Genomic DNA, 13,157 nt, shown 5'->3' with positions numbered 1-13,157 from the left:
GTGACCTCTGCAATGCCCCGCGCAGCGCCGTCACGGCGCCCCCGCGAAGCCGGGAAATGCGCGGCAGATTAGCACAGCGGCGCCGGGCAATCGGCCCCTGCCGGCGCCCGGAACCACCGCGCAGATCAACTCGTTCGCCGGCTTCGGCAAGCTGATCTACGCTGAAACGACCGCCGTTTCCACGACCGCTACAAGACCCGGAGACACACCATGCGTTACGCCCATCCCGGCACCGAGGGTGCCAAGGTCAATTTCAAATCCCGCTACGGCAACTTCATCAATGGCCAGTTCGTCGAGCCGGTCGGTGGCCAGTACTTCACCAATCTTTCGCCGGTCAACGGCCAGCCCATCGCCGAATTCCCGCGTTCGGACGCCGCCGACATCGAGAAGGCTCTGGACGCCGCCCATGCCGCCGCCGACGCCTGGGGCAAGACCAGCGTGCAGGCGCGCTCGCTGATCCTGTTGCAGATCGCCGACCGTATCGAGCAGAACCTGGAGATGCTCGCCGTCACTGAAACCTGGGACAACGGCAAGGCGGTGCGCGAGACGCTGAACGCCGATATCCCGCTGGCGGCTGACCACTTCCGTTACTTCGCCGGCTGCATCCGCGCCCAGGAAGGCACCGCCGCCGAGATCGACGAACACACCGCGGCCTATCACTTCCACGAGCCGCTGGGCGTGGTCGGGCAGATCATTCCGTGGAACTTCCCGATCCTGATGGCCGCCTGGAAGCTCGCCCCGGCGCTGGCCGCCGGCAACTGCGTGGTGCTCAAACCGGCCGAGCAGACCCCGCTGGGCATCAACGTGCTGCTCGAATGCATCGGCGATCTGCTGCCGCCGGGCGTGCTCAACGTGGTGCACGGCTTTGGCCGTGAGGCCGGCGAGGCACTGGCCTCGAGCAAGCGCATCGCCAAGATCGCCTTCACCGGCTCCACTCCGGTGGGCTCGCACATCATGAAGCGCGCCGCAGAGAGCATCATCCCGAGCACCGTAGAGCTGGGCGGCAAGAGCCCGAACATCTATTTCGAGGACATCATGCAGGCCGAACCGGCCTTCATCGAAAAGGCCGCCGAGGGGCTGGTGCTGGGTTTCTTCAACCAGGGCGAGGTGTGTACCTGCCCGTCGCGCGCGCTGGTGCAGGAATCCATCTACGCGCCGTTCATGGAAGCGGTGATGAAAAAGGTCGCGCAGATCAAGCGTGGCGACCCGCTGGACACCGACACCATGGTCGGCGCCCAGGCCAGCCAGCAGCAGTTCGACAAGATCATGTCCTACCTCGATATCGCTCGCGAGGAAGGCGCCGAGGTGCTCACCGGCGGTGCCGCGGAGAAGCTCGAAGGCTCGCTCGCCACCGGCTATTACATCCAGCCGACCCTGCTCAAGGGCACCAACAAGATGCGCGTGTTCCAGGAGGAGATCTTCGGCCCGGTGATCGGCGTCACCACCTTCAAGGACGAGGCCGAGGCGCTGGCCATTGCCAACGACACCGAGTACGGCCTCGGCGCCGGCGTCTGGACCCGCGACATCAACCGCGCCTACCGCATGGGCCGGGCGATCAAGGCGGGCCGCGTGTGGACCAACTGCTACCACCTCTACCCGGCCCACGCGGCGTTCGGGGGTTACAAGAAGTCCGGCGTTGGTCGCGAGACCCACAAGATGATTCTCGACCACTACCAGCAGACCAAGAACCTCTTGGTGAGCTACGACATCAATCCGCTGGGCTTCTTCTGATCGGCCGGCGCGGGTGGCACCTGCCGCCCGCGCCTTGAACAAGACACCTGCCGGGCCCTGCCGTGGTGCTGAGGGCGCGCAAAAGGTGCGTTTCTGTCGACATCCGCTGACAAAACACCGGCAATCCTGCATTCCGGTGCCGGGGCATGACGCTTGCTAGGGAGAGACTGCCAACCTATCCAAGAGGATTTCCCCATGGCCCTCGAACACAGCCGCTCCGCGCCACCGCAGCATGCGATCGATTTCGAAACCGTTGGCAGTAGCTATTTCCAGGAACGCGAACTGAAGAAAGGCGCCGCCGGCTGGGTGCTGCTGGTCGGCCTTGGCGTCGCCTATGTGATTTCCGGCGACTACGCCGGCTGGAACTTCGGCCTCGCCCAGGGCGGTTGGGGCGGGCTGTTCATCGCCACGCTGCTGATGGCGACCATGTACCTGTGCATGTGTTTCTCGCTGGCCGAGCTGTCCTCGATGGTCCCGACCGCGGGCGGCGGCTATGGTTTTGCCCGCACCGCCTTCGGCCCATTGGGCGGATTCCTCACCGGCACGGCGATCCTCATCGAATACGCCATCGCGCCGGCGGCGATCGCCGTGTTCATCGGCGCCTATTGCGAGTCGCTGTTCGGCATCGGCGGCTGGATGATCTATCTGGCCTTCTACATCGTCTTCATCGGCATCCATATCTTCGGCGTCGGCGAGGCGCTGAAGCTGATGTTCATCATCACCGCCGTCGCCGCCCTTGCCCTGGCGGTGTTCATCGTCGCCATGGTGCCGCACTTCTCGGTGGACAAGCTGCTCGATATCGCGCCGACCACCGCTGCCGGTGCCAGCAACTTCCTGCCCTATGGCTATGTCGGCATCTGGGCGGCGATTCCCTACGCGATCTGGTTCTTCCTCGCCGTGGAAGGCGTGCCGCTGGCCGCCGAGGAAACCAAGAACCCGCAGCGCGACATGCCCCGCGGGCTGATCGGCGCCATGCTGATTCTGGTCGCCTTCGCCGGGCTGATCTTGCTGGTCGGCCCTGGCGGCGCCGGTTCCAGCACCCTGGTGGCATCCGGCAACCCGCTGGTGGAAGCGCTGACCACGGCCTACGGCTCGTCCACCTGGATGAGCGGCTTCGTCAACCTGGTCGGCCTGGCCGGGCTCATCGCCAGCTTCTTCTCGATCATCTTCGCCTACTCGCGGCAGATCTTTGCCCTGTCGCGGGCCGGCTACCTGCCGCGCAACCTATCGCTGACCAACAAGAACAAGGCGCCGGTGCTGGCCCTGGTGATCCCCGGTGTGATCGGCTTCCTGCTCTCGCTGACCGGCCAGGGCGACCTGCTGATCCTCGTCGCGGTGTTCGGCGCGACCATCTCCTACGTGTTGATGATGGCTTCGCACATCGTGCTGCGCCTGCGCCGGCCGGATCTGCATCGCCCGTACCGGACACCCGGCGGCATCGTCACCTCGGGCGTGGCGCTGGTACTGGCCTGCATCGCGGTCATCGCGGGCTTCCTGGTCGATCCGCGGGTGGTGATCGGCGCCGCGATCATCTACGGGATCTTCATCGCCTATTTCGCGATCTACAGTCGGCACCACCTGGTGGCCGGCACGCCGGAGGAAGAGTTCGCGGCGATCGAGCAGGCCGAGGCGACACTCAAGTAGGGAGAGCAGCCATGACGTACTCGCACAGCGTGGGCGGCACCACCTGGCGCTTCGACGATCTGCGCGAGGTGATGGCCAAGGCCAGCCCGGCGCGCTCCGGCGACCTGCTCGCCGGGGTCGCGGCGGGCAGCGACGCCGAGCGAGTGGCGGCGCAGATGTGCCTGGCCGATGTGCCGCTCAGGCGTTTTCTCGAAGAAGCACTGATCCCGTACGAAAGCGATGAAGTCACCCGGCTGATCATCGACAGTCATGACGCCGCCGCCTTCGCGCCGATCAGCCACCTGACCGTGGGCGATTTCCGCAACTGGCTGCTCGGCGAGGAGGCGGACGAGTCGTCGCTGAAAGCCCTCGCACCGGGGCTGACGCCGGAGATGGTCGCCGCGGTGTCGAAGATCATGCGCGTGCAGGACCTGATCCTCGTCGCGCAGAAGGTCCGCGTCGTCACCCGCTTTCGCAACAGCATCGGCCTGGCCGGACGCATGTCCACCCGGCTGCAGCCGAACCATCCCACCGACGACGGCGCCGGCATCGCCGCGAGCATTCTCGACGGCCTGCTCTACGGCAACGGCGACGCGGTGATCGGCATCAACCCGGCCACCGACAGCACCGCCGGCATCTGCGAGCTGCTGAAGATGCTCGACGCGGTGATCAGCCGCTACGGGATCCCGACCCAGGGTTGCATCCTCACCCATGTCACCACCTCCATCGAGGCGATCAACCGCGGCGCGCCGCTGGACCTGGTGTTCCAGTCCATCGCCGGCACCGAGGCGGCCAACGCCAGCTTCGGCATCAACCTGGCAACGCTGCAGGAAGGCTACGAGGCCGGCCTGTCGCAGAAGCGCGGCACCCTCGGCGACAACCTCATGTATTTCGAGACCGGCCAGGGCAGCGCGCTCTCGGCCAACGCCCATCACGGCGTCGATCAGCAGACCTGCGAAGCCCGCGCCTACGCCGTCGCACGCCGCTACAAGCCGCTGCTGGTGAACACCGTGGTCGGCTTCATCGGCCCGGAATACCTCTACAACGGCAAGCAGATCATCCGCGCCGGGCTGGAGGACCACTTCTGCGGCAAGCTGCTCGGCGTGCCCATGGGTTGCGACATCTGCTACACCAACCACGCCGAAGCCGACCAGGACGACATGGACATGCTGTTGACCCTGCTCGGCACGGCGGGCATCAACTTCATCATGGGCATCCCGGGCTCGGACGACGTGATGCTCAACTACCAGACCACCTCCTTTCACGACGCCCTCTACGTGCGTCAGGTGCTCGGCCTCAAGCCCGCACCGGAATTCGAGGAGTGGCTGGCGAAGATGCAGATCCTCCGACAGGACGGCAATCACCTGCAGCTCGGCCGGGACCTGCCCGAAGCCTTCCGCCGGGCGCTGGAGCAGCAGGCATGAAGCGCTGCCTCATTCGCCGCCAGCAGCGTGGAAAACGCTGCGCGGTTTTCCACCCTACGCCGAGGCTCTCGCCGCGGCCCGTAGGGTGGAAAACGACCGCAGGTCTTTTCCACGCGTTTTTCCACGCGTTCTCCCGCGCGCTTGTCCACGCGCCTGACCGCCACGCGCCGAGGTAGCCATGCCCGACCGCTCGCCCACCATCGAAAATCCGTGGCAGCACCTGCGCCAGCTGACCCCGGCGCGCATCGCCCTTGGCCGTGCCGGCACCAGTCTGCCGACGGTGGCGCAGCTGGATTTCCAGTTCGCCCATGCCCAGGCGCGCGACGCCGTGCATCTGCCGCTGGACTGCGCCGCGCTGGCCGCCGAACTGGACAAGCACAATCTCGACCATCTGCAACTGCACAGCGCCGCCAGCGACCGCCAGACCTATCTGCAACGCCCAGACCTCGGCCGACGTCTCGACGAAGCCAGCGCCGCCACGCTCGACGCCGAGGCCGGTGACGGCTGTGAACTGGCGCTGGTGATCGCCGATGGCCTCTCGGCCCTGGCCGTTCAGCGCCACGCCGCACCCATGGCCTTGAAGATCGCAGAACAATGCCAGGCCGAAGGCTGGACACTCGGGCCGATCAGCCTGGTCGAACAGGGCCGCGTGGCGGTGGCCGACGAGATCGGCCAGCGCCTCAGGGCGCGCATGGTGGTGATCCTGCTCGGGGAGCGACCGGGCCTCAGCTCGCCGGACAGCCTGGGCCTTTACTTCACCTGGGCACCGCAGGTCGGCCGGCACGATGCGCAGCGCAACTGCATCTCCAACATCCGCCCCGAGGGGCTGAGCTACAACCTGGCCGCGCACCGCCTGCTCTACCTGATGCGCGAAGCCAGCCGCCGACAGCTATCCGGCGTCCAGCTCAAGGACGAAGCCGACGTGCCGGCGCTGGACGGCCAGCCGCGCGCCGGCAACTTCCTGCTCGGCTGAGCCGGCTCAGGCCGGCTGCCAGGGCTCCAGCGTCTGGCTGTAGACCACCGCGCCGTCGATGTCGCGCAGGCTCACGCCCAGCGCACCGCTCTGCGCGTCAATCTCCACCCCGCCGAAGAACTGAAAGCCCGCCCGCGGCGAGCTTGGCCACCGGCGCGGCCTTCTGGAACACCACCTCCGGACCGAAGGTGCCGTCCAGCGGATTCGGCCCGAAGCTGCCGGCGTTCAAGGGTCCTGCGACGAACTCCGGGAACGGCTCGAACGGCTCGATCTCGAACAGCATGCCGGCCAGTGCCAGACGCGGCACCGGAATCTGCATGCGTGCAGGCTTCGGGCCAGCCCCGGCGTCTGCTCCACGGCTGCGGAGGTCGCGCTTGCCGCGGGTGAGCGCCGCGCTTATGGTGAGCGCCCCGCCCCGCTGGAAGCCTCGGCATGTGGTCCTTTCGCGCCTGGCAGCGCAAACGCATCCTCGCCCGCAACCCGGTCGATGCCGACCTGTGGCAGCGGGTGCTCGACAGCCTGCCGATTCTCGACGGTCTGAGCGACGGGGAACTCGACCGGCTGCGCGAGCGCGCCGTGCTGTTCCTGCACGACAAGCGCCTCACCGCCCTGCCCGGCGTCGAACTGCAGGCCGAGGACCGCCTGCGCCTGGCACTGCAGGCGCAGTTGCCGCTGCTGCACCTGGCCGATCTCGGCTGGTATCACGGCTTCCACGAGATCGTCATCTACCCCGATGACTTCCTCAGCCCGCAAAAACACCGCGATGCCGCCGGCGTCGAGCACGAGTGGGACGCCGAGCACAGCGGCGAAGCCTGGTTGCAGGGTCCGGTGATCCTCGCCTGGCCCGGTGTGCAGCAAAGCGGCGGTTGGGAGGCCTACAACCTGGTGATCCACGAGCTGGCGCACAAGCTGGACATGCTCAATGGCGACGCCAACGGCCTGCCGCCGCTGCATCGGCAGATGCGCATCGATGCCTGGGCCGCGGCCATGCAGGGCGCCTACGACCGGCTCAACGCCGCGCTGGACGCCAACCCGCAAGCCGAGACGCCGATCGACCCCTACGCCGCGGAAAACCCGGCGGAATTCTTCGCGGTGACCAGCGAATACTTCTTCAGCGCACCGGACGTGCTGCAGCACGCCTTTCCTGAGGTCTACGCGCAGCTCGCCGCGTTCTACCGGCAAGACCCGCTGGCACGGCTGCAACGGCTGCAACGGCTGCAGGCCGAGCATCCGGCCTATCGGGAACCCACCTGAATTGGGCGCGTCGAAGCCGGCGTGCATTGCCCGGCGCAATGCGCCTATAATCGCGCCCACTTTTTTACGCCCCCAGGCCGCGCTGGCCGATCACGGAGCCTTTCCTTCATGAGCTACAGCAAAGTCCCGGCCGGCAAAGACCTGCCGAACGACATCTACGTCGCCATCGAGATCCCGGCCAACCACGCGCCGATCAAGTACGAGATCGATCACGACACCGACTGCCTGTTCGTCGACCGCTTCATGGCCACCCCGATGTTCTACCCGGCCAACTACGGGTTCATCCCGCACACCCTGGCCGACGACGGCGACCCCCTCGACGTGCTGGTCGTGACCCCCTATCCGGTCGCCCCGGGTTCGGTCATCCGCTGCCGTCCGGTCGGCGTGCTGAACATGACCGACGAAGCCGGCGGCGACGCCAAGCTGATCGCCGTCCCGCACGACAAGCTGACTCAGCTGTACAAGGACGTTAAGGAATACACCGACCTGCCGCCGCTGCTGATCGAGCAGATCAAGCATTTCTTCGAGAACTACAAGGATCTCGAGAAGGGCAAGTGGGTCAAGGTCGAAGGCTGGGAAGGCGCCGACGCCGCCCGCGCCGCGATCAACAAGGCGGTTGCGGCTTACCAGAAGTAAGCCAACGCCACCCCGTAAAAGCCGGCCACAAGCCGGCTTTTTTATTGCCTGCCTTTCACGCCCCCGCCCTTCGTCCCGATCCTTCCGCCCCCTTCGAACCGCCATGGGCAGCTACGCTCTGATCAGGCAGTGCCGTCACCAGCGGCTGCTCCGATCACCAAGGGAGGATCGATCATCGCGTTGACGCCGTTATGCCTCGCCCTGCGCCATACCGAAGCCTTGCGCGCCACGGCAGGCCCGCTGCCGCCCGCCACCTGCGGAGCGATACATGGATAGCCAGGCCGAGGTCATCGACTTTCTTTCCCGCCCGGCCAGCTATGGCGAGCCGGACGGTGTCGTCGAGCGCATCGACACCCACGGGTCGGTGATCTTTCTGCATGGCCGCCGGGCCTACAAGCTCAAGCGTGCGGTGGCCTATGCGGCGCTGGACTTTCGCAGCCGCGAGAGCCGCGAGCGGGCCTGTCGCGCCGAACTGGTGGTGAATCGCCGCACTGCGCCGACGCTGTATCTGGAAGTGCGCTCGATCGACCGCGCCGGCACCGGCGGGCTGGTGTTCGATGGTGGCGGTGAGCACGCGCTGGACTGGGTGGTGGTAATGCGCCGCTTCCCGCAGGACGCCCTGTTCGAACGCCTCGCCAGCAGCGGCAACCTCAACGTCGACCTAGCTGAGCGCCTGGGCGACGAGATCGCGCGCTTTCATGCTGCCGCCGAGGTCACGCCGACCTTTGGCGGCGCGCAGGGCATCGCCGAAGTCATCGCCGAAAACCACCGCGAACTGCGCCGCTACCCGGCGCTGCTCGAGGCCGAGGCCGTCGAACGCCTGCACCGTGGCGCGCTCGACGCGCTCGAACAGCTCGCCCCGCTGCTCGAACGACGCCGCCTCGCTGGCTGCGTGCGGCGTTGCCATGGCGACCTACGCCTGGCCAACATCTGCCTGCTCGACGGCCAGCCGACGCTGTTCGACGGCATCGAGTTCAGCGAGCGGCTGGCCTGCATCGATGTGCTATTCGATCTCGCCTTCGTCCTCATGGACCTCGATCACCACGGCCTCGCCGTCCTCGGTGAACACCTGCTGCGCCGCTACCTGCGCCACGGCGAAGTGCCGGATGACGTCCGTCCGCTACCCTTGTTCCTGTCGCTGCGCGCGGCCACCCGCTCGTTTACCCAGGCCTGCAGCGCCGGCCGCCAGCCCAACGCGCAACTCGCCGCGGACAAGGCGCGTCGCGCCCAGGCGCTGTTGCGGCAGGCCGAGCACTACCTGGAACGGCTCGGCGCACCAACCGACCTGGCCATCGCCCAAACGACCGTCGACCACAGGAGCCGCCCATGATCCCATCGACTCCCCTGCTGTTCGCCCTGCACGGCAGCGAGGATTACGCCAGCCGCGTCGCCAACCGCCTCGGCCTGCCCCTGGCCGCGCTGGAGGAGCGCGACTTCGAGGACGGCGAGCACAAGAGCCGCCCGCTGGAGCCGGTGCTCGGCCGCCAGGTGGTGGTATTCCACTCGCTCCATGGCGAGGTCGAACGTAGCGTCAACGACAAGCTCTGCCGCCTGCTGTTCTTTTGCGGAGCACTCAGGGATGCCGGTGCCGCGCGCGTGCATGTGGTCGCGCCGTACCTGTGCTACGCCCGCAAGGAGCGCCGTACCCAATACCAGGACCCGATCATCAGCCGCTATGTTGCGGCGCTGCTGGAAGCTTCCGGAGTCGCGCGGCTGAGCGTCATCGACGTGCACAACCCGGCCGCATTCGACAACGCCTTTCGCATCCCGACCCGCCACCTCGAAGGCGCCGAGCTGTTCGCCGAGCGCTTCGCCGACCTGCCAGCCGACACCAGGGTCGTGGCGGTCTCGCCCGATGCCGGCGGCGCCAAGCGCGCCGAGCGCTTTCGCCAGGCCCTCGAACGCCGCCTCGGGCGACCGGTCGGCAGCGCTTTCATGGAAAAGTACCGGGCCAACGACGTGGTCACCGGCGGCCTCCTGGTCGGTGAGGTGAAGGGCGCGGTCGCGGTCGTCCTCGATGACCTGATCAGCACCGGCGGCACCCTGCTGCGCGCCGGCCAGGCCTGTCAGGCTGCGGGGGCGACGCGCCTGTTCGCCGCCGCCACCCACGGCCTGTTCACCGGCGGCAGCGCCTTGCTGGACAGCCCCCTGTTCGAGCGCATCCTCATCGGCGACAGCGTGCCGCCGTTCCGCCTCGACCCGGCCCTCTGCGCCCGGCGCCTGGAGATTCTCGACACCACGGCGCTGGTCGCCGCCTCGCTGACCGAGGAATACGGCCTATGAACAGGCTGCAACCGAACTCGGATGACCTGCTGCTGGTAATCGACGTGCAGAACGACTTCTGCTCCGGTGGGGCATTGGCGGTGCCCGCGGCTGACGAAGTGATAGCGCCGATCAACCGCCTGGCCGAGCGTTTCGAGCACATCGTGCTAACCCAGGACTGGCACCCGGCCGACCATCACAGCTTCGCCAGCCAGCACCCCGGCCACCAGCCGTTCGAGACCGTGACGCTCGGCTACGGCAAGCAGACGCTGTGGCCCGAGCACTGCGTCCAGGGCAGCCCTGGCGCCGAGTTTCATCCGCAGCTGGCGCTGACGGCGCGGGCCGAGCTGATCCTGCGCAAGGGCTACCGGCGCAGCATCGATTCCTATTCGGCCTTCTACGAAAACGACCGCAGCACGCCGACCGGGCTCTGCGGCTATCTGCGCGAACGCGGTATCCGCCGGCTGTTCCTCGCCGGCCTGGCGACCGACTACTGCGTCCTGTATTCGGCGCTCGACGCACGCCGGGCGGGCTTTCAAACGGTGTTGCTGGCCGAGGCCTGCCGCGGCCTGGACATCGAGGGCTCGGTGGCCAAGGCGCTGGCGGCAATGCGCGCGGCCGGCGTCGAGGTGCTCGAGCGCGCTTAGCGAGCGCCGACCAGCGCGGGCTCAGAGACCCGCGCTGAAGCGGTCCGCCTCGGCGGCCAGCGCACGGATGGACGCGCTGATCCGCACCGCGTAGGGCGGTGCCGGGTCGAGCCCGCGCAACGCCGGCGGCAGGCTCGCCAACTGCGCGCGGGTGTAGCGGCGCACCTCGTCGAGGCTCGGCGAGGGCCGCAGGCGCTGCCCCTGATGCATCACCTGTGCGAGCAGCGGCACGCCGTCGGCAACCTCGGCGTCGAGCGCGAGCGTGTCGCCCTGGCAGCAGCCGGCCTCGTCGTAGCGTCGATAGACCTGCTTGCGTCCAGGCCAGGTTGCCTTGCCTTCGGAGCGCTTGCGGCACGGCCGTCCGGCGTATTCCTGCAATTTGTAGGCGCAATCGAGCGCCGGCGCATCGCTGGACGTATCCAGCCGCGTACCTACGCCAAAGCCGTCGATCGGCGCCCCCTGGGCCAGCAGGTCACGGATCAGGTATTCGTCCACGCTGCCACTGGCGAACAGGGTCACCCGGCCCAGCCCGCCGGCATCGAGAATCGCCCGCACCCGCCGCGCGTGCGCGCCGAGATCGCCGGAGTCGAGCCGCACGCCATGCACCGCGAGACCACGCGCCGCCAGCTGCGGAGCCAGTTCGACCACCCTGGCGGCGCCAGCCTCGGTGTCATAGGTGTCGATCAGCAAGACCACCGACTGCGGCAGGCTCTCGGCGAAATGGGCGAAGGCTTCGCGCTCGTCGGCGTGCGCCTGGACGAACGAGTGCGCCATGGTGCCGGCCAACGGAATGCCGAACTGGGCTCCCGCCAGGACCGTGGCGGTCGCCGAGAACCCGGCCAGATAGGACGCCCGCGCGGCAAACAGCCCGGCCTCGGCGCCGTGCGACCGGCGCAGGCCGAAGTCCACCAGGCGCTTGCCCGGCGCCTGCAGCACGATGCGCGCAGCCTTGCTGGCGACCAGCGTCTGGAAATGCAGCAGGTTGATCAGCCGCGACTCGACCAGCTGGGCCTCCGGCAGCGGCGCGGTGACCCGCAGGATCGGCTCGTCGGCGAAGAAGGGCGTGCCCTCGGGCATCGCATGCACGTCGCCGGTGAATCGCAGCGCGGCCAGGTAGTCGAGAAAGGCTGGCTTGAACATCCGCTGGGTGGCCAGCCAGGCCAGCTCCGCGGGGCTGAAGCGCAGCTGCTCGAGGTAGTCGAGCGCCTGCTCCAGCCCCGCGGCCAGATAGAAGTGGCGACAGGCCGGCAGCTCTCGAGCGAAGAACTCGAACACCGCGGTCTCGGTCATGCCGCGCTCGAAGTACCCCTGCAGCATGGTCAGCTGGTAGAGGTCGGTAAGCAGCACGCCGGGGGCGGCGAGTCGCGGGGGCTTGGCGGTCATCGGCGGCTCCGTCTCGCCGTAGCGGCGAGCTGATATCGATCAAACTCTAGCTCCACGCCAGCGCCAAAGATGGCGGCAAACGGACCATGAGGCAGCGGCCATGCCCGACCTGCGGCTTTTTCTCGGCGGCGACCTGATGCCGGCCCGCGGCATCGACCAGATCCTGCCGCACCCCGGCGACCCGCGGCTGTATGAAAGCTGGGTGAGCGATGCGAACGACTATGTTGCCCTGGCCGAGCGGCGCAACGGGCCGATCGCCCGGCCGCAGGACTACCGCCAGGTCTGGGGCGTGGTGCCCGAAGTGCTGGCACATCAGCGGCCGCATGTCGGCCTGGTCAATCTGGAAACGGCCATCACCAGCCGCGGCCAGCCCGCGCCCAAGGGCATCAACTACCGCATGCACCCGGCCAACCTGGCGCTGCTCGCGGCGGTGCGCCTCGATTGCTGCAGCCTGGCCAACAACCATGTGCTCGACTGGGGCGAGGCCGGGCTGTCCGACACCCTTGCCGCGCTCGATCGCCTGGGCATCCGTCATTGCGGCGCCGGGTTCGACCGCGCCGGCGCGGCGGCCCCGGCGATCCTGCCGGTGGCCAGCGGCGGGCGGTTGCTGGCATTCGCCTATGCCACCCCCGAGTGCGGCGTGCCGGCGGAATGGGCCGCCGGCGAGCGCAGCGCCGGCATCGCGCGGCTCGACGAGCTGTCGCCGCGCAGCCTGGCACGAGTCGCCGGGCACATCCGGGCGCTGAAGCAGCCAGGCGATCGTGTGCTGGTGTCGCTGCACTGGGGCGGCAACTGGGACTTCGGCGTGGCACCGGCGCAGGTCCGCTTCGCCCATGGGCTGATCGACGAGGCCGGCGTCGACCTCATCCACGGTCACTCGTCGCACCACGTCAAAGCCCTGGAGGTCTACCGCGGCCGCCTGATCCTCTACGGCTGCGGCGGCCTGCTGGACGACTACGAAGGCATCGACGGCTACGACAGCTACCGCAGCGATCTGGGCCTGCTCTATTTTCCGACGCTCGGCAGCGACGGGCGCCTGCATGCCCTGAGCCTGTATCCGACGCGCCAGCGCCAGTTCAGCATCCAGGCCGCCGAAGGCGAGGACCAGGCGTGGCTGCGGGCCACGCTCGAGCGCGAATACGCGCCGTTCGGCTGCAGCCTGAGCCCTTCGGCTGGGGGCGGATGGCAGCTGGCCTGGCCCGACGCGGGCAGCTGAACCCGCCA

The 13,157-nt window shown here is 68.0% G+C and carries 11 protein-coding genes and 2 pseudogenes; 10 read left to right on the top strand and 3 right to left on the bottom strand.

Features of this window, described 5'->3' with window-relative positions:
• Positions 1–210 precede the first annotated feature (210 nt).
• The 4 genes from exaC (at position 211) to eutC (ending at position 5,751) form a co-directional block, all read left to right on the top strand.
• Positions 211–1,731, top strand: a complete 1,521-nt coding sequence (exaC, locus tag CL52_RS03270; RefSeq protein WP_043218491.1) for an acetaldehyde dehydrogenase ExaC — start codon at positions 211–213, stop codon at positions 1,729–1,731.
• Positions 1,732–1,926: 195 nt separating this feature from the next.
• Positions 1,927–3,375 (top strand): ethanolamine permease, encoded by a 1,449-nt coding sequence (eat, locus tag CL52_RS03265; RefSeq protein ID WP_043218489.1) that lies wholly within the window; start codon positions 1,927–1,929, stop codon positions 3,373–3,375.
• 11 nt (positions 3,376–3,386) lie between these two features.
• On the top strand, positions 3,387–4,778 hold the full coding sequence (locus tag CL52_RS03260; RefSeq protein WP_043218488.1) for an ethanolamine ammonia-lyase subunit EutB: 1,392 nt from the start codon (positions 3,387–3,389) through the stop codon (positions 4,776–4,778).
• Between the two features lie 178 nt (positions 4,779–4,956).
• On the top strand, positions 4,957–5,751 hold the full coding sequence (gene eutC, locus CL52_RS03255) for an ethanolamine ammonia-lyase subunit EutC (protein ID WP_043218485.1): 795 nt from the start codon (positions 4,957–4,959) through the stop codon (positions 5,749–5,751).
• 6 nt (positions 5,752–5,757) lie between these two features.
• Here eutC and CL52_RS03250 read toward each other — a convergent pair.
• Positions 5,758–6,019 (bottom strand): annotated as a pseudogene (locus tag CL52_RS03250) (alkaline phosphatase D family protein); the annotation flags it as partial.
• Positions 6,017–6,094 (bottom strand): annotated as a pseudogene (locus CL52_RS21725) (RidA family protein); the annotation flags it as partial. The pseudogenes CL52_RS21725 and CL52_RS03250, both read right to left, overlap by 3 nt.
• Positions 6,095–6,183: 89 nt before the next feature.
• Between CL52_RS21725 and CL52_RS03245 the strand changes: the two are divergent.
• From CL52_RS03245 to pncA, 5 genes are all read left to right on the top strand, one after another.
• A complete protein-coding gene (locus CL52_RS03245; protein ID WP_043218483.1) occupies positions 6,184–7,005 on the top strand; it encodes a M90 family metallopeptidase in 822 nt (273 codons plus the stop codon).
• A 108-nt stretch (positions 7,006–7,113) separates the two neighbouring features.
• Positions 7,114–7,641 (top strand): inorganic diphosphatase, encoded by a 528-nt coding sequence (gene ppa / locus CL52_RS03240; protein ID WP_041107951.1) that lies wholly within the window; start codon positions 7,114–7,116, stop codon positions 7,639–7,641.
• A 268-nt stretch (positions 7,642–7,909) separates the two neighbouring features.
• Positions 7,910–8,971 carry a phosphotransferase gene (locus CL52_RS03235; protein ID WP_043218481.1) on the top strand — a complete coding sequence of 354 codons (1,062 nt, stop codon included), beginning with the start codon at positions 7,910–7,912 and terminating at the stop codon, positions 8,969–8,971.
• Positions 8,968–9,924 (top strand): ribose-phosphate diphosphokinase, encoded by a 957-nt coding sequence (locus tag CL52_RS03230; RefSeq protein ID WP_043218479.1) that lies wholly within the window; start codon positions 8,968–8,970, stop codon positions 9,922–9,924. The genes CL52_RS03235 and CL52_RS03230 overlap by 4 nt, the downstream gene beginning before the upstream one ends.
• Positions 9,921–10,550: a bifunctional nicotinamidase/pyrazinamidase gene (pncA, locus tag CL52_RS03225; RefSeq protein ID WP_043218477.1), complete on the top strand. Its 630-nt coding sequence runs from the start codon at positions 9,921–9,923 to the stop codon at positions 10,548–10,550. The genes CL52_RS03230 and pncA overlap by 4 nt, the downstream gene beginning before the upstream one ends.
• A 21-nt stretch (positions 10,551–10,571) precedes the next feature.
• Here pncA and CL52_RS03220 read toward each other — a convergent pair whose 3' ends face one another.
• Complete coding sequence (locus tag CL52_RS03220; RefSeq protein ID WP_043218475.1) at positions 10,572–11,933, bottom strand: nicotinate phosphoribosyltransferase; 1,362 nt, start codon at positions 11,931–11,933, stop codon at positions 10,572–10,574.
• 100 nt (positions 11,934–12,033) lie between these two features.
• Here CL52_RS03220 and CL52_RS03215 point away from each other — a divergent pair, with 100 nt between their 5' ends.
• On the top strand, positions 12,034–13,149 hold the full coding sequence (locus CL52_RS03215; RefSeq protein ID WP_043218473.1) for a CapA family protein: 1,116 nt from the start codon (positions 12,034–12,036) through the stop codon (positions 13,147–13,149).
• Positions 13,150–13,157: the final 8 nt, after the last annotated feature.

Source organism: Stutzerimonas balearica DSM 6083, from assembly GCF_000818015.1.
Classification (GTDB): domain Bacteria; phylum Pseudomonadota; class Gammaproteobacteria; order Pseudomonadales; family Pseudomonadaceae; genus Stutzerimonas; species Stutzerimonas balearica.
Note: the sequence above shows the minus strand (reverse complement) of the source record. Positions and strands in the feature narration are given on the sequence as shown.